16 protein-coding genes and 1 pseudogene are annotated in these 17,408 nt (G+C 36.3%); 13 read left to right on the top strand and 4 right to left on the bottom strand.

Annotation, left to right across the window (positions count from 1 at the left end; translation table 11 throughout):
* The first annotated feature begins 10 nt into the window (after positions 1-10).
* Complete coding sequence (locus BAOM_RS15250) at positions 11-604, top strand: NADPH-dependent FMN reductase (RefSeq protein WP_127761010.1); 594 nt, start codon at positions 11-13, stop codon at positions 602-604.
* 245 nt (positions 605-849) lie between these two features.
* The gene (locus tag BAOM_RS15245) at positions 850-1,449 is read left to right on the top strand and encodes a nitroreductase family protein (RefSeq protein WP_127761009.1); all 600 of its coding nucleotides are present in this window, start codon (positions 850-852) and stop codon (positions 1,447-1,449) included.
* A 460-nt stretch (positions 1,450-1,909) separates the two neighbouring features.
* Here BAOM_RS15245 and BAOM_RS15240 read toward each other — a convergent pair whose 3' ends face one another.
* A complete protein-coding gene (locus BAOM_RS15240; RefSeq protein ID WP_127761008.1) occupies positions 1,910-2,524 on the bottom strand; it encodes a TetR/AcrR family transcriptional regulator in 615 nt (204 codons plus the stop codon).
* A 601-nt stretch (positions 2,525-3,125) separates the two neighbouring features.
* Here BAOM_RS15240 and BAOM_RS15235 point away from each other — a divergent pair.
* From BAOM_RS15235 to BAOM_RS15220, 4 genes are all read left to right on the top strand, one after another.
* Positions 3,126-3,881: a 3-hydroxybutyrate dehydrogenase gene (locus tag BAOM_RS15235; RefSeq protein WP_180319786.1), complete on the top strand. Its 756-nt coding sequence runs from the start codon at positions 3,126-3,128 to the stop codon at positions 3,879-3,881.
* A gap of 73 nt (positions 3,882-3,954) precedes the next feature.
* Positions 3,955-4,791, top strand: a complete 837-nt coding sequence (locus BAOM_RS15230; protein ID WP_127761006.1) for a beta-keto acid cleavage family enzyme — start codon at positions 3,955-3,957, stop codon at positions 4,789-4,791.
* Between the two features lie 74 nt (positions 4,792-4,865).
* Entirely contained in the window at positions 4,866-6,176 is a 1,311-nt protein-coding gene (locus BAOM_RS15225) for an MFS transporter (protein ID WP_127761005.1), read from the top strand.
* 166 nt (positions 6,177-6,342) lie between these two features.
* On the top strand, positions 6,343-6,765 hold the full coding sequence (locus tag BAOM_RS15220) for an acyl-CoA thioesterase (protein ID WP_127761004.1): 423 nt from the start codon (positions 6,343-6,345) through the stop codon (positions 6,763-6,765).
* 782 nt (positions 6,766-7,547) lie between these two features.
* Here BAOM_RS15220 and BAOM_RS15215 read toward each other — a convergent pair.
* Complete coding sequence (locus BAOM_RS15215; RefSeq protein ID WP_127761003.1) at positions 7,548-8,795, bottom strand: RNA-guided endonuclease InsQ/TnpB family protein; 1,248 nt, start codon at positions 8,793-8,795, stop codon at positions 7,548-7,550.
* A gap of 392 nt (positions 8,796-9,187) precedes the next feature.
* Between BAOM_RS15215 and BAOM_RS15210 the strand changes: the two genes are divergently transcribed.
* Together BAOM_RS15210 and BAOM_RS15205 are read left to right on the top strand one after the other, a co-directional pair.
* Positions 9,188-9,496 (top strand): Rieske (2Fe-2S) protein, encoded by a 309-nt coding sequence (locus BAOM_RS15210; protein WP_127761002.1) that lies wholly within the window; start codon positions 9,188-9,190, stop codon positions 9,494-9,496.
* A gap of 24 nt (positions 9,497-9,520) precedes the next feature.
* Positions 9,521-9,718 (top strand): hypothetical protein, encoded by a 198-nt coding sequence (locus BAOM_RS15205; RefSeq protein WP_127761001.1) that lies wholly within the window; start codon positions 9,521-9,523, stop codon positions 9,716-9,718.
* Positions 9,719-9,836: 118 nt separating this feature from the next.
* Here BAOM_RS15205 and BAOM_RS15200 read toward each other — a convergent pair.
* A pseudogene (locus BAOM_RS15200) lies at positions 9,837-10,586 on the bottom strand (FUSC family protein).
* A gap of 363 nt (positions 10,587-10,949) precedes the next feature.
* On the opposite strand from BAOM_RS15200, the gene qoxA reads away from it, so the two are divergent.
* The 4 genes from qoxA to qoxD are packed head-to-tail and all read left to right on the top strand — an operon-like array spanning position 10,950 to position 14,750.
* Positions 10,950-11,867, top strand: a complete 918-nt coding sequence (gene qoxA / locus BAOM_RS15195; RefSeq protein ID WP_127761000.1) for a cytochrome aa3 quinol oxidase subunit II — start codon at positions 10,950-10,952, stop codon at positions 11,865-11,867.
* A gap of 50 nt (positions 11,868-11,917) precedes the next feature.
* Positions 11,918-13,867, top strand: coding sequence for a cytochrome aa3 quinol oxidase subunit I (gene qoxB / locus BAOM_RS15190; protein ID WP_127760999.1), 1,950 nt, complete (start codon positions 11,918-11,920; stop codon positions 13,865-13,867).
* Entirely contained in the window at positions 13,864-14,466 is a 603-nt protein-coding gene (gene qoxC / locus BAOM_RS15185) for a cytochrome aa3 quinol oxidase subunit III (protein ID WP_127760998.1), read from the top strand. Before qoxB ends, qoxC begins: the two co-directional genes overlap by 4 nt.
* Entirely contained in the window at positions 14,463-14,750 is a 288-nt protein-coding gene (gene qoxD, locus BAOM_RS15180; RefSeq protein WP_127760997.1) for a cytochrome aa3 quinol oxidase subunit IV, read from the top strand. Before qoxC ends, qoxD begins: the two co-directional genes overlap by 4 nt.
* Positions 14,751-14,895: 145 nt before the next feature.
* Here the strand turns inward: qoxD and BAOM_RS15175 are convergent, their stop codons facing one another.
* Complete coding sequence (locus BAOM_RS15175) at positions 14,896-15,768, bottom strand: LysR family transcriptional regulator (protein ID WP_127760996.1); 873 nt, start codon at positions 15,766-15,768, stop codon at positions 14,896-14,898.
* Between the two features lie 121 nt (positions 15,769-15,889).
* Here BAOM_RS15175 and BAOM_RS15170 point away from each other — a divergent pair, with 121 nt between their 5' ends.
* Positions 15,890-17,104: an MFS transporter gene (locus BAOM_RS15170; RefSeq protein ID WP_127760995.1), complete on the top strand. Its 1,215-nt coding sequence runs from the start codon at positions 15,890-15,892 to the stop codon at positions 17,102-17,104.
* Positions 17,105-17,408 lie beyond the last annotated feature (304 nt).

Raw genomic sequence — 17,408 nt, 5'->3', positions numbered from 1 at the left:
AAACAATAAAATGGGATTTTTAAATAAATTATTTGGAGCTGGACAAAAGGAGGAAGAAACAATGACAAAATTAAACATTGGTATTATTTTAGGATCTACACGTGAAGGGCGCGTAAGTCCACAAGTTGGTGCATGGGTAAAAGAATTAGCAGACAAACGCGGTGACGCAAACTACACAATTATCGATATCGCAGATTACAAATTACCATTACTAGGTGAAGAAGGCGGAGATACTTCAGGCGCAGCAGCATGGTCTGAAATTATCGCAGCTCAAGACGGCTTCGTATTTATCGTTCAAGAATATAACCACTCAATTACAGGGGCACTTAAAAATGCATTAGATTATTTACGTGAAGAGTGGAACAACAAAGCGGCTGGCATTGTATCTTACGGTTCGGTAGGCGGTGCTCGTGCGGCAGAACACTTACGTGGTATTTTAGGTGAATTGTTAGTTGCAGATGTTCGCGTACATCCAGCATTATCTTTATTCACTGATTTTGAAAACGGTACTGACTTTAAACCAAAAGCAGTTCAAGAAGATTCAGTAAATCAAATGTTAGATCAATTAATTCCTTGGTCAAAAGCATTATTTACAATTCGCTAATTATACAGAAGTAAATCACTGCAAATTACAACATGTGCCATGCACATGTTGTAATTAAAAAATGAATATGAAGTTTGAGCAAATCGTTATCAAGCAAATGGAAGCAAGTTACTTTCAGTAGGTCGATTAATTTTTCAAAAGGATTCAAAAGATGTAGCAAATGTTGCTTAGCAATGAATATAGACTTCAAATGACGAAGATAATAGGTCGTGTATTGAAATGGGCTTTTAGGAGGAATAATTATTATGACGAAAGATTTTTACACTGCATTGAAAGAAAGACGTTCTTACTATGGAATCAATAAAGAGATACAAGTATCTGATGAAAGAATCAAAGAAATTGTTGAATTTGCTGTAAAATATACTCCATCTGCTTTCAACTCCCAAACTGCACGTCTTGTTGTATTAACAGGAGAAGCGCATGATAAATTATGGGACATTACAACTGAAACGTTAAGAAAAGTAGTCGGAGAAGCCGATTTCACAGCTACTCAGCAAAAAATGGATTCCTTTAAAGCTGGATACGGAACAGTATTATTCTTTGAAGATGAAGCAGTAGTTAAATCTCTTCAAGAACAATTCGCTACATACGCTGACAATTTCCCAATCTGGTCAAACCAAGCATCAGGTATGCACCAATTAGTTGTATGGACAGCATTGGAAGCAGAAGGATTAGGAGCTTCTTTACAACATTATAATCCGCTAATTGATGAAGAAGTGAAAAAGGAATGGAATATCCCTGGGGAATATAAATTAATTGCCCAAATGCCATTTGGTAATCCAACTTCTCCAGCGGGTGAAAAAGAATTCCAACCGCTTGAAGATCGTGTTAAATTCTATAAATAATATGAACAGGAAGAGAAATGCCTAATAATCTCCCCCTTAGATGTAAAAGTCTCGTGAGGATTTCAAGGTCGCTGAAAAACTGACGGTTATTTTTCATTTCAATAAAATAACTCATCAAAAAAGATGACTCATATTCGTTTTTGAATATTGAGTCATCTTTTTATCTGGTATAATTTAGAACACCCTGGGTTTCTTAACTTAATTGTTAAACAGTATTGCTAGTAGGTTATTTTACGGCGCTGGCAAAAGTTCAATATGTATAAAAAATGGCGGGAAATCAACATTAGTTTTTCGCCATTCTTTTCTTTGTTCATGCATGATTATATAAACTTTGATGGATGAGATAAGGGTTGTTTTCAAGGATATGATTGAATTATTTTAATCATATAAATTATGTGTGTATGATATAGGAACGATGATTATCAGTAGACACTTCATCTAAAGTAAAGTCGCATTTCTTCTATAACTCATCGTTTTGCTCTGTGCTATTATTTTTGAGACATAGAAGAATAAATTCCGTAAATAGCTTTTGCTTCTGCAATAAATCTTCTGTTCCTTCATTCACGCACCAGTTGAAAATAACTCCCCTTATTGTTACTAAGACAAATTCAAATAGTTCATTAGCTGATTTATCTGTGCGGAATTCTGAACTTTTTTGACCAGCTTCAATAATATTAAGAAGGTTTTTCATTAAAGGTCGATCTTCCATTTGGAATAATCTGTTATCAGAGCGGAATATATGTTTGAGTATGTTATATCCTGTAGTATTAGCACTGTACTCGAAATATGATGTAATATAGGTTTCCAATTTCGTCGTATAGTTGTGGAATTTTTTTCCGCTTAGTGATTCGTTGTAATGTTTATCTGCTTGGCTATAGATTTCTAATAATATATCATCTTTTCCTTTGTAATGATGATAGAAAGCTCCAATGGAGACATCTGCACTCTTACAAATATCAGAAATAGAAACGTTTTCATATTCTTTTTCTGAAATGAGCTTGTATGCAGTTTGAAAAATACGTGATTTAGTTTCAACTGCTTTAATGTCACGACTTGTTAATTTTGATTTAGACATTTTATTCTCCTCATGTCATTTAATTTCTATGTATTTTAATGTAACTGCTATGTAATAACTTATTTTGAGAAACATTTATAAGGCTATTATCATGTATTTTACTATTTAGTAAAACGATTGTAAAAGGACTGAAATTCTTGTTACAGACAAATGTACCAACACAATCCTGTAAGCATCAATTATAGACAGTAAAACCGTTTAGGGAATCAAGTCGTATAACTGATTTTAAATAAACCAAAGAATGCTTGATTCTAACTTAAAGCGGAATCGGGTATTTTTATTGGACAAGTGTTGAGAATGGTTATTTAAGAGAGGGACGCTAACAAACCCAAGTAATATCCCTAGTTTTAAAGAGTAGGATTTAAATCTACTTCGAAAACTTTTTATTTAAATAGTCTATTTATTAGCGAAAATATGTATGGAATACAATTGATTGTAATAATAAGTGAATCCTTTGTTTATATCCCAATTATACCAAAAAAAGGTTGACAGTTAAATGAAAACGCTTTAAATTATATTTAACAGAACGTATTCGGTGAATTGATTCTGTTGAAAATATTGTTGTATTGGTGAATGATCAAAACAGAAGGAGATTATAATCATGGTACAAAATCGTACAGTAATTGTTACCGGTGCAGCACAGGGCATTGGATATGCAATCGCAGAATCCTTTATTAACAATGGAGATTTTGTTGCTATCTTTGATTTAAATGAAGAAGCAGCTAAAAGCGGGGCTGAAAGATTAGGAAATGCAAAGGGCTATAAAGTAAACGTAGCAGACGAAGAAAGCGTAAAAATGGCTATTGAACAAGTCATTGCTGAACGTGGAACGGTCGACGTATTAGTTAACAATGCAGGAGTTCAACATATTTCTCCAATCGAAGACTTTCCGGTAGAAAAATGGGATCTTTTAATAGACGTTATGTTGAAAGGAACATTCTTAACAACAAAATACGTGATTCCTGCAATGAAAAAACAAAATAAAGGTCGTATTATCAATATTTCTTCGGCTCACGGCAGAATGCCTGATGCTTATAAATCTGCCTATTGTGCAGCGAAATATGGACAAGTTGGTTTCACTCAGGTGACAGCATTAGAAACTGCTAAATTTGGTATTACTTGCAATGCGATTATGCCTGGACCAGTACGTACAGAATTAATCGAAAAACAATTGCCAAAACTTGCAGAACAAGATGGAACTACTGTAGAAGAAGCTCTAAATCATCACATCCTAGGCAAACAATGGATGAAACGTCTTCTTGAACCTTCAGAAATAGGCGCTATAGCTGTATTCTTAGCTTCAGATGGCGCGGCAGCCATCACTGGTGAAGGAATCGGTGTTACAGGCGGTAGCTAAAAACATAAAACAGTTTTTTTAGACATAAAAGTCCGAATATTAAAAAAATAACTAATAAAAAGGCGGGATTATAATGGAAAAATTAATTATTACGGTAGCTACAACAGGAGATTTTGCAACGAAGGATCACACTCCTTATTTACCAACGACACCACAGGAAATTGCTGATTCTATTTATGAATCATGGCAAGCAGGTGCAGCGATTGCTCATATTCATGTTCGTGACGAAGACGGAATTCCGACTTTAGATTTAGATAAGTATCGTGAAGTAAGAAGACTATTAGAAGAAAAGAATTGTGATATTATTATCAACTTTACAACTGCTGGTGGAGAACTGAAAGATGTAACAAAAAGATTTCCAGTTGTTGAATTGCAACCTGAGATTGCTTCCTATGATGCAGGGTCTTTCAATATCGGACCAAATGTATTTATCCATACGCCTGCCATGCTAGAGCAATTAGCAGAGAAAATGTTGGAAAACAATGTGAAACCAGAACTTGAAGTGTTCGATGTTGGGATGATTCATAATGCCTTACGCGTCGCTAAAAAAGGACTAATTAAACCGCCTTACTTTTTCCAATTTGTATTAGGGGCACAAGGTGGAATTCCTGCTACACCTGAAACTCTAATGTTTATGAGAGATAGTATTCCAGAAGACGCTATCTGGTCGGCTATTGGAGCGAGTAAAGATCAGCTAATGATTAACACCATGACTATTCTACTTGGCGGACATGTTCGTGTAGGTATGGAAGATGCTGTGTATTTCCGCAAGGGGGAATTAGCAAAAACTAACGCTCAATTTGTAAAGAGAATTGTAGAATTAGCTGAAACACTAGGTCGCGAAGTGGCAACACCTGATGAGGCTAGAGAGATTCTAGGGTTAAAAGTAAAGAAGCCTGCAAATTCTTAAGGGATCACACTTGTTCTTGATTACGCCGTGTGCAAGTTTTGTTTAGGAAGAATGATAAGGGGGATTTCCATAAGATGAATTCAATAAGTCAATCCATTGAGCGTACAACAATTAAAAAGACAATGACACGCATACTACCATTTGTCTTGATATGTTATATCATTGCGTATTTAGACCGTGTGAATTTAGGGTTTGCTGCTTTAGAAATGAACGCAGACCTGGCACTATCCGCAGAAGTTTTTGGTTTATTGTCAGGTATTTTCTTTATTGGCTATTTCTTATTTGAAATACCAAGTAATTTGATTATGCACAAAGTCGGAGCGAAAGTCTGGATTGCCCGAATTATGATTACATGGGGTCTTATCACGATTCTCACAGCATTTGTGCAATCGGCTACACATTTGTATATTGTCCGTTTTTTAATGGGAATTGCTGAGGCAGGCTTCTTCCCAGGGATTATTTTATATTTTACTTATTGGTTCCGAAGCCAAGAAAGAGGGCGTGCTTCTGCAATTCTTACGTTGGCTTTACCAATTGGTACTATTATAGGGGCCCCCCTTTCAACTTGGATTATGGACAATATTGCATGGAATGGGATGGCGGGTTGGAGATGGATGTTTATTCTTGAAGGAATTCCGGCCATTATTTTGGGGGTTATCGTATTATTTTACTTAACGAATCGTCCGAAAGATGCTAAATGGTTAACAGATGAAGAAAAAAATTGGCTGGAAAATGAACTAGATAGAGAAAGACGTCAAAGCCTTGCGGTAAATAAAGCAACGAAATTAGACATGATTAAAGATTCAAAGGTATGGAAGTTAGCGTTTATTTACTTTGCGCATTATACATCGATGTACGGCCTTGGCTTTTGGCTTCCTAGCATCGTTAAATCATTTGCTGCTAGTTCTAGTAATATGGAAATTGGTTGGTTGACCATTATACCGGCACTAGTTGGGATTCCTTCTATGTTACTCTTCGCATGGAGTTCAGACAAAAGAAAGGAACATCGGAAACATTTGATTGGAAGTCTTCTTATTGCAGGAGTGTGTTTTATCCTGTCTGGTTTTGCAGATAGTGCAACGATGACCATTACCTTGATTGCCTTTGCGGCCATTGGACTGTACGGGTTTATAGGCACCTTTTTCTCCTTTATGACGCTATTTTTTACAGAATCGACTGCACCAGCCGGTATCGCAATGGTTAATGCATTTGCGAGTTTGGGGGGCTTTGTTGGCCCAATGATCTTTGGACAGTTAGCTATTTCAACCGGGATGTTCACGCTTGGTACGTTAATTATTCTTGGTGGTGCGGTTATTCTAACGTTGAAGAAAAAAGGATTAAGTGTTGTAAGTGAAAAAGAGGCTGAGGTAAAAACTATTTCTTAAATAATAGTTATGTAGAATTAACTAAAACACTAGATTGAGAAGCGGCAACGCGAAATGAAGCTAGAGAATTGATAGACATTTAAAATGTAAGAATATTACCAAATCTTAAATAGAGGAATTTTTACAGTAGAGATGATGACTTAAAGTATAGAGGAGATGTTGAAGAATGGTCGTAGAGTATTCATTTAGAGTAAGGTGGGGAGATACGGATGCTGCGGGAATTGTGTTTTATCCTAATTTTTACAAATGGATGGATGAAGCCACGCATGAGTTTTTAGCCGCTATCGGTTATCGAACTTCTACCTTATACGCTGAACAGCAAGTCAGTGTCCCGCTGCTTGAAGCAAATTGCCAGTTTAAGAGTCCGTTATTGTTTGAAGATAATGTGACCGTTCACAGTAAAGTCGTGGAATTGCACCAAAAAGTGTTCAAAATAAGCCATACGTTTTTTAAAGAGGAAAAAATCGTCGCGGAAGGGTATGAAGTTCGCGCTTGGACATCGTTTAAAGAAAAGCCAAAGGCTTGTCCAATTCCAAATGAAGTACGAGAAAAAATGATGCCTGAAAATGCTGAGATAGTGCAGGGTTAAAGCATACGTTGAAGCCATGTTAGAAGCAAGGTAAAGGTATTTTCAGATCGTATCATTTCTTTTATGATTACATTTTTATAAGATAAACAAAGGGAAGGGATGTCTAGCATTAATTTGTGGACATTCTTTTTAAAATAATAAATAGAATCTCAAGTTCTCATTAAGTTTAAATAGCTTTAATTGAAGAGAGTGGAATGACGCAGGAATAGTCTGTAAATTTTGTAAAACGTTTAACAGCTATTTTATGTAAGGAAGTCAATAAAAAGATCATGAGGTTTTCGCCTTTACCTAGAGCGGAATGATGCTCGTTGAAATACAGGGGAATGTAACTGTTGAGAAAGTACGAGAAAAAACGGAAGTGTAATTTTTAGGTTCTTCTGAACTGATAGTTGTAAACTAAGAGCAACTGGAAGAGATTATATTATGATAAGAACAGTTATTTTAGATGGTGCACGAACTCCATTTCGTAAGTTTGGAGTAGCACTATCGTCAATTTGATTTTGGAGGATAAGAGAATTGTTATAAAGAGAAGAGAATCTATTCCTAATATTAGGGAATAGCGATTCTCTTCTTTTTGATTTAGATAATTTTATATGAATCCGCATCTGTTAATTATCCAAAACCATACAATTACTTCCTGACCACTCCCACGGCTGAAGACAGTGGGGTTCTTTCTCGCAAACATTCCACTTGCAAACTTCCACAGGAAGGTGCAGGGGTGAAACTTGGGCGAGCAACTTTTGAGAGAAAAACAGTCTTTCAAAAGGGCAAGGTCGGTGCCACTACGCCATTCGACTGGCGATACTTGGTTCTTTCTTCGGTTTATCCTTTGGATGTTTCGTTTTTTGTCTGATTTCTTCAGACAAAAAGCGTTTGTACCAAATCGGTTGTTTGAATAGGACCGAATAAAGAGATTGGACTGCCATCGTATGTTTTTTACGGGCAATATTTTGTGCTCCGTTTACATCACGATGGATTTCTGTTTTATGAACAGAACAAATAAAGTGTCTTCCTTTCGCTTGATGTCGTCCGTTACAAAACGGACAATCTTGAGAGGTGTAGCTTTCTTCTGTTTCCTCTACTTTTATCCCCATCCATGCAGCTTTATAGGTGAGTTTTTGTTTCATTTTCCCTTGGTTCCACAACGACAGTTGTTGCCTTCTGACTTTACTCGTTTTTTGTTTCTTTTTCTCGTTCTTCTTTGTCCATTTTTCAATGCCTGATACATTGCCTATCACGAAATGTGTAACTTGTTCTTCGACTAAAAAAGAAACGACTTCTTTTGTAGTTTTATGTTCCAACTCTTTGAGTTGATTTTTACTAGTTTGACGAATGCGGTGTTTGGCTTGTTTATACTTTTTCCATTGATTAGAGCCTTTTTTACAACGAGACATCTTTTTACTTAACTCCGCCAATACTTTCGCTCGGAATTGAGAGATACTACGCATGGCTCGTCCTGAAACAAGAAGAGCCTTGTTTTCTGTCGCGACTGCCACGGCATGAATTTCTCCTAAATCAGCACCAGCCACTTTTTTATCAAACGATGATAGATCCCTTTCAGGGACTTGCACAGTATAACAAAACCAATAGGCACCGTCTCTCCATACAATTTCTGCGTAGTTACATTCGTCTAACGGTTCCTCCGAAAGATTAGGAAGAAGAATAGCCTCATTTTTCTTTGGGAATTTTTCGTTCCAATTCTTCTTTTTCTTTTTAGTCAACAATTCAGGAAGTGAAAATCCGTAGGATGCCTTTTTTATCGAGATGGTATCTTTGGTTATATCCATCGATGCTTTTTTTAATGGGATGCAATAATAGTATTTTCTTCTCCACGGATACTTCGCTTTTTTATCCGTTTTTCGAACAGATTGAATCTCTGTTTTACTTAACCACTTTTTACGAGAAACATAATAAGAAGTCGCTTCTCGAACGATATCATTCCATACAGAAGCTGCTTCTCTCTGCATCATTCTTAATTCTTCATATAGATATTGCTCATAGGGAATACGAAATGAATGTGTGACAAACATGTTTTTTCCTCCTCTCTTGTTTTCTATACAACCATTTTACAAGAACACCAGTTCTTATTACAAGAAATACACCCACAACACGAAAAAATCGAACCATTAACGTGTCACGAGACACGCCTGGTTCGACCTCTCTATCATCCCACCTCTAAAGAAGTGGGCTTTCTCGTTCGGGAAATCTGTAAATGGGCAACGAGTTCTGAGTAATTTCTTTTATGGATAGTTGCAAAATTTGCGAGTATTTATTGTTTTAAATGGAATATTAAAGAGCAGAATAGGTGTTTTGTAAAGGGAACGATTAAAGTTGGGAACAAAGGATTTAATGTATTTAAAACTTTTTTAATACTGTAATAACCAATTGTTTTGGAAGAACAGAACCAATTAAGAGGTGGATAATGGCTTGGATAAAAGTAGCTAATACGGATGATGTTAAACAGGTTGGCGACATGAAGGAGATTAATGTAAGCGAACAAAGTCTAGTTCTATTTAAGATAGAGGAAGGTCATTTTGTTACTTCTAATCTTTGTACGCATAGAAAACAGTATTTAACAGATGGTTCAGTAGATGGAAGTGCAGTGAATTGTCCAAGGCATGGCGGAAAATTTGATATCAAAACAGGGGAGCCATTGGCTGGTCCATGTTATACAGCTTTAGAGACTTACCCTGTTGATATTCGAGATGACGAAGTGTGGATTAATATATAAAACTAGGTGGAGGTAATCGTAACGATGGATAAACAAATTTGGTTCAAAGATTTACATGATTTAGATCTTGAAGATTTAGTTCAATTAAAATGGAACATTCGTCAGGGATTCTTCCCTGATGCAGACTGGCACCAAAAGCCAACTTCTCAGAATCCTGAAGGTATTACTATGGACGAATGGTTGAGCACTCTTGAGGAGGAATTTGTCAGACTAGGTATTTAGTTTTAATAAGAGATTGATGAAGATGAAAAGGATAAAGATAAAAGCAGTGTAATTTCGAATTGTGAAATCCACTGCTTTTACATCCATTTACCTTCTAGTTATCTATGTTTTTCCTCAACTATTTAATCCCAAGCATTCTCTTTTTCCTCATTTTATCTAGGTTCTCCTTTTTATATTTTTTGTAAAGACAAATCAAATACCAAAAAACGTATTCGGTTACATCTGAATTCCGTAGGAATATATGCTTTCTTATTTCACGTTCTTCATCAAATAGCTTGTATTGTTCTTCTAATCTTAAAATATCGCTTTCTAATTGTTTTGGTTGATCCTGAAATGACTTTTCTATCATCTCATTAGAAATAGCCGTTCGCATGAGAAGCGACATATTTTGAAAAACAGTATGAACTTTCTCTATATAATGTTTCTTGTAATTCGATGGGAGAATGAAAATATTCACTAATAGGGCGGACGTTATACCAATTAAAATAATTCCAAAGCGATACAGAGCATAGATTAAATCCTCATTTCCGTGTGCACTCATAATTGCGAGTACGGTAACTAATGTAAGTGAATTGGTCTCCTCCATTTTTAATTTTAAACTTATTAAAATGACAATAATCATAACAAGACCCATGGCAAACAGATCATTTCCGAGAAAGTGCAAAGCGATTAATGCAATAATGGCACCTAAGGTATTAGTTTGTACTTGATTCTAGATATGTTTCCATGTTCGGTAAATCGACGGTTGGATAGTAAAAATAGCAGCTATTCCAGCAAACACCGCTGATTCAAGATTAAATAAAGAACAAATATATAAAGCGAGTGTAACAGCAATTCCTGTTTTAATAACTCGTGGGTCTAACTTCACAATGCTCAAATCCTCCGTTTCAGACGAAAGTCTAATTCAAATCTTCTTGACTTTATAAATTGTCATTTCCAATATACGTCTTAACATCAATTTTTTTATTAATTTTGGATTAATATTTCCTTTTTTGGTAATGTGTGTTTTTAATGGATACGAAATAGAAGAAATAGATGTAGCTCAAATGAAAAAGACTGTCCCTAATAGTCATCGAATAGTGATGGCATAAAGGTTCAGTCTTTTTTTTGTTTTCTTTTTTGATATTGGCTTATTTTCCAATATAAACACAGATAACTTCATTTTTTGGGATAACTTCATTTTTTCAGGATAACTTAGAAATAAAATCTTAAACAAGAGAGGAGTACATGTATGAACATAAAATGGTCTTTATTAGTTATTTTCTTTGTCATAGTCACTGTACTGACTGGCTGTGACCCACTAATGGTTCTAGATCCTAAAGGACCTCAAGCCCAAACGCAAGCTAATGTGATTTGGATATCTATTGCAATAATGTCAGTTATTACTATTGTTGTTTGTGCATTTTTGGTTTTTGTGTTGGTAAAATATCGTGACTCTAAACTACCTAAAGATTATGAACCTCCTTACATTGAAGGGAATCACCTTGTTGAGTCAATTATTGTTGGGGTTCCAATTTTAATTGTCATTTTCTTCTCGGTAGTTACTATCATTTCCAACAATAAAGTAGAAGCCACTCCAGAGAAATACAAAGGGCAAGATCCATTAGTAATTTACGCTTCAACATCTGATTGGAAGTGGCATTTTAGTTATCCGGAGAATGGGATAGAAACTGTGAACTACCTGTATATTCCGACAAAACGACCACTTGAATTTAAACTGTATTCATTTGGGCCTATCACGGCTTTCTGGGTTCCGCAGCTAGGCGGCCAAAAATATGCCATGGCCGATATGGTAACTACATTGCATTTAGCTGCTGACGAAGAAGGTGAAATGATGGGGAGGAATGCAAACTTTAGTGGAAAAGGATTTGCGCAAAATATGTTTCATGTCGAAGCTATGTCACAAGCTGAGTTTGATGACTGGGTAAAGGAAGTTAAAGACACAGCAGAGCCTATTACGGAAGCAAAGTTTAATGAATTATTGAAACCTGGTTATACGGGACAATTAACGTTTACCGGAACACATTTAGGCTTTTCACCAGCTCCTGAACATCACCACGGTTCAAAAGATTCTAATGAAGATGTAAATGATGAATATATGGAGCATGATCATGAGTCAAGTAATGAATCAGCACACAATTATGAATAGTTTCTTGGCTTACCGCAAGAAAAATATGTTTAGAAAGGAAACACAAAAGTATGGGTTATTTCGCTAAATTTGCTGTACCTCATCCTAGTCCCGCAATTTATGCATCAATGATAGCCATTGGTGTGACAGTGTTTTTGGTTATTTTTGGTCTGACTTACTTTAAAAAATGGATCTACTTGTGGAGTGAATGGATAACAACTGTCGATCATAAAAAAATTGGTACTATGTATCTAATATCTGCTTTGTTGATGTTATTTCGTGGTGGGGTAGATGCTCTGATGATGCGCACACAAACTGCCGTACCAGATAATAAATTATTAGATTCACAACACTATAATGAAGTTTTTTCAGCACATGGGGTTATTATGATTATCTTTATGGCCATGCCGTACATTATGGCTTTTATGAACATTGTAGTACCCTTACAGATTGGAGCTCGAGATGTAGCATTTCCACGTCTAAATGCTATCAGTTTTTGGTTGTTTTTTATGGGTGCGATGCTATTTAACATCTCCTTTGTAATTGGTGGTTCGCCTGATGCAGGGTGGTCATCCTATTTTCCGCTTGCAGATAATGAATTTAGCCCGAGTGTTGGGACGAACTATTATATGATTGCTATTCAGATAGCTGGAATAGGTACATTAATGACAGGGATTAACTTTATCACGACTATTCTTAGAATGAGAGCACCTGGTATGACATTAATGAGAATGCCAATGTTTACATGGTCTGCTTTCGTTACAAGTATTATTATCATTTTTGCCTTCCCTGTATTAACAATAGCGCTGCTTATGGGAACAATGGATCGTCTATTCGAAACCAAGTTTTTCGCAACGACTGATGGTGGTATGGATATGTTATGGGCGAACCTATTCTGGGTTTGGGGTCATCCTGAAGTATATATCCTAATACTTCCTGCATTCGGTATTTTCAGTGAGATTATCCCAACTTTTTCGCGACGCAACATATATGGCTACAAATCCATGGTTATCTCAATGGTTGTAATCTCTCTCTATTCATTTTTTGTTTGGACTCATCACTTTTTCACAATGGGCCAAACGGCATATGTTAATAGTATTTTCTCCATCACAACGATGGTTATTGCTATTCCAACCGGTATTAAGATTTTTAACTGGTTGTTCACGATGTGGAAAGGACGAATTAGGTTTACCGTGCCTATGCTTTATTCAATCGCTTTCATCCCACTTTTTACAATCGGTGGAGTGACTGGGGTTATGCTTGCGATGTCGGCAGCGGATTATCAATACCATAATACAATGTTTTTAGTAGCTCACTTCCATAATGTCATCATTCCAGGTGTAGCATTTGCCGTGCTTGCTGGCAGCACTTACTACTGGCCGAAAATTTTTGGTTTTATGTTAAATGAAAGGATTGGGAAATGGGCGTTTTGGTTTCAAACTATTGGTTTTTCCTTAGCTTTCTTCCCTATGTATATCACTGGTTTAGATGGACAAGCACGTCGGATGTATACGTATTCTGAAGCAACTGGATATGGACCATTAAATTTTGTTTCCTTTATAGGGGCGGCTTTTATGGCCATCAGCTTTGTATTAATCGTGTATACCATTTACTACAGCATTCGTCATGCTCCAAGACATGTTGGCGGTGATCCATGGGATGCACGTTCTCTTGAATGGGCTACTCATAATCCAGTACCTGAGTATAACTTTGCTATTATTCCGCAAGTGGATTCAAGGGAACCATTTTGGGATGCTAAATACAAAGGACATGAATTATTCAAAGGTGACTATAAGAAAATTCATATGCCTAATAATAGTGGCGTACCGTTTATCATGTCTGCTATCTTCTTTGTGTTTGGATTTGCGTTAGTATTCAGTATGTGGATTCTGGCAGTTATTTCGTTAATCGGTATCTTTGTTTGTATGGCCCATCGTTCATTTGAGATTGATCATGGACATTATATTTCTGTAGAAGAAATTAAAGAAACAGAAGTGAAAATGGGAGGTAATCATAAATGAAAGTAGATCACTCGCAGCCTCTTGAATATAGTACGGAACAAAATCGTTTGAATATTTTAGGCTTCTGGATTTTTCTTGGTGCTGAAATTATGCTCTTTGGAACACTTTTTACATCTTATTTCACATTAGTGGACCGTACAGGTGACGGTCCTACCGGGGTAGAAATTTTTGAAATCTTCCCCGTACTTATGGAAACTTTCTTGCTCTTAACAAGTAGCTTTGTCATTGGACTCGGCATTCATGCTATGCGACTTGGAAACAAGAAGGCTATGTTAACGTTCTTTGCCATTACCCTTCTCCTTGGACTAGGATTTTTAGGCTTTGAAATTGATGAGTTCATTGTTTATTATCACGAAGGAGCTACCCTGCAAACTAGTGCCTTTACATCGATGCTCTTTACAACATTAGGAACGCATGGGGCTCACGTTACACTAGGATTTTTCTGGGGATTATTTATTATCATCCAGGTGGCAAAGCGCGGGTTAACGCCTGAGACGGCCAATAAATCATTTATTTTCTCTCTTTACTGGCATTTCCTGGATGTTGTCTGGATTTTTATTTTTACCTTTATCTACTTGGAAGGGATGACACGAGTATGAGAGAATTATTTCCAGCCAAACAGGTATGGGGCTTTATATTGTCACTGGTCTTGACGGCAGCGGCCCTTCTAGTTTATTTCTTCAATATGTCGAGAACGATAGGCATGACGATTTTTATCGTGACAGCATTTATACAAGCATCTGTTCAACTCGTTGTGTTTATGCATGCTCGTGAAACAGATGATAGCAAATCTATTTTCGCGAATATATATTACGCCTTACTTATTGCCTTAGTGACGATTTTCGGTACACTATTATGTATGCTTTGGGGTTGGAAATACTGATCGGATGTATCGAAGGGGACCTCTATTTGCCACAGCGGGAAAAGAGAAGTTGGATTTTGAAAAATATAGTATGAAAGAAGCGTTCATTAAGTACAATTGTTACTTGATGAACGCTATTTGAGTTAGATTAAGGGTTCACTCTAAATTAAAACATTTCTATTATACAGGTTCGAAATAAATCTGCTGATGGTGATAATGTATGTCCATTTAACCAGGCGATGCCTATTTCCCTATGACAATATGGTTCAGAAATTGAAATTTGTTTAATCTTATCCGAGCTGATTCCATGAAATGCTGGAATAATGGTAACTCCAAGCCCAGATGAAACAAGACCCGCCAGAGTGGAAACGTCTTCTCCTTCAAATTTTATTCGCGGAGTAAATCCTGCTTTTTCACAAAAGTTGTTAATGACCCCTCTCATCCCTAGTCCTTTCTTAAAGCTAATAAAATTGTCATCGGATAATTCACTAAGAGCTACCGAAGACTTTGATGCGAACCGATGGTTGGCAGGTACATATAAGAATAGCTCCTCATCCATTAATGGATGCCATGTAATATTTGGATTATGCTCAAATGAACTAATCAGACATAAATCAACTTCTCTGTTGAGGAGCTGCTGAATGCTGCTTAATGTTTTGTTCTGATAGAGTTGAATTTCCACATGGGGATATTGCTTGTTAAAACTGCTGATTATTTCAGGCAAAATAGTTATGCCTAATGTTTGTAGAAAAGCAAGCGAAACGTTTCCTGTATAGGGATTCTTCAACTGATTAATCTCCTGGATGCCAATCGAAATCTCATTTAATCCACTTTCAACTCGTTTCAAGAAAAGTCGCCCAAACTTATTTAGCTGAACGGAACGTCCAGTCCTCTCAAAAAGTGTGACTCCAAGTTCTTCTTCTAATTTATGAATAGAACGGCTGAGGGCAGGTTGAGAAATTGCTAACAGCTCTGCCGATTTTCTAAAGTGTTCTGTTTTTGCGACTACACGAAAATATTCAAGTTGCTGCCACTCCATTTTATACGCTCTCTTTCTTATTGATAATGAAAAGGTATCATTTTCATAATTATAATGCAATAGACGTTATCCTTATTTAAGAAGTACACTGAATGTAGATAAAAATAAGGAGAGGTTTTTTATGCAATATATCGAATTTGGCACCCCTGCATATCGTCGGATCTTCCTTAGCATGCTGTTAGGAAGTACCGTTACTTTTGCGATTTTGTACAGTCCTCAACCGTTAATTCATATCTTTTCCAAACAATTTAATATATCGCCATCAACGTCAAGCTTAACGATTTCCTTTGCAACAGTCGCACTGGCAGTTAGCATGCTGTTTATTACAGTGTTTTCAAATGCTTGGGGTCGAAAGAAAATCATGGGGATATCTTTACTTTTCACATCACTAGTAGGCATTTTAGCTTCTTTCAGCCCCAATTTTGAAACTTTGATTTTTTTACGAATATTACAAGGAATTGCTATGGGTGGCTTTCCGGCTATCGCTATGACCTATTTAAGTGAGGAGGTTTCTCCAAAGCATATTGGGCGAATCATGGGTATTTATATAGGTGGTTCTGCTTTTGGCGGTTTTTTGGGGCGGATAATTGTCAGTACATTAACTGATTTTTTCTCATGGCATATAGCTCTTTTAGTTTTAGGGTTATTTAGTTTAATAGGCAGCTTGTTGTTCTGGATTTATTTGCCTGAATCCCAAAACTTCAGAAAGGCAAACCTTTCATTTGGTAACTGGGCAACAGGAATATCAAGCGGTTTAAAGAATAAAAGCTTATTTTGTATTTATGGAATAGGTTTTTTATTAATGGGTGTCTATGTATCCTTATTTAATTATATTGGTTTTCCCTTATCAAAACCCCCATATCATTTAAGTCAAACCGCGATTGGCTTTTTATTTATTTTTCAATTGACTGGATCATGGAGTTCGTATCTTTTTGGGAATCTTACAGAAAGATATTCACGTTCTCGTTTGGTGAGTGGGGCTATTGTCATGGCTTTGATTGGCTCTTTGATGACATTATCAAGTAATATCTTTCTTCTCATTATAGGACTCATCCTATTTGCATCCGGATTCTTTGCGGCTCATAGCATAGCAAGTGGCTGGATAGGCATCATTTCACACCCTCGTTCAAAAGCATATGCTTCATCTTTATACTTATTGTTCTATTATATTGGATCCAGTCTAATTGGTTGGTTTGGCGGAGTATTTTTAAGCTATTTTGGATGGAGTGGAGTTATTTTTATGATTTGCGGGCTATTAATCTTCACTAGCTTACTGGTAATTGTAATAAGTCAATCCCTTCGTTTATCACGGATGGAAGCGGTTCAAACGTCGTGAACAGTATGAAAACAAATCCAGAGCATACTTCTCTTAAAAATCAGCGTAAGGAACGTGCTTAATTGAAAGAAAGGAAGTGTCAAGCACAGTAAAAAGAATAAAGGGGAGGAGTAAAGTGGAACGTTAAAAAACATATATTCCTATACTAAGTAGGGATATATGTTTTTTAATTCTTCAATATTCAATAGTTAATCAAATAGCAGGGGAATCAGTCTATAGTCTAATAATTCCATTGGTATATTATAAGTGATTCTTTCAGACGTGTATTCAGAAGATGCTTTTATATTATCATTCATCCGTTGTT

Origin of the sequence: Peribacillus asahii (genome assembly GCF_004006295.1) — a bacterium.
GTDB lineage: Bacteria > Bacillota > Bacilli > Bacillales > DSM-1321 > Peribacillus > Peribacillus asahii_A.
Note: the sequence above shows the minus strand (reverse complement) of the source record. Positions and strands in the feature narration are given on the sequence as shown.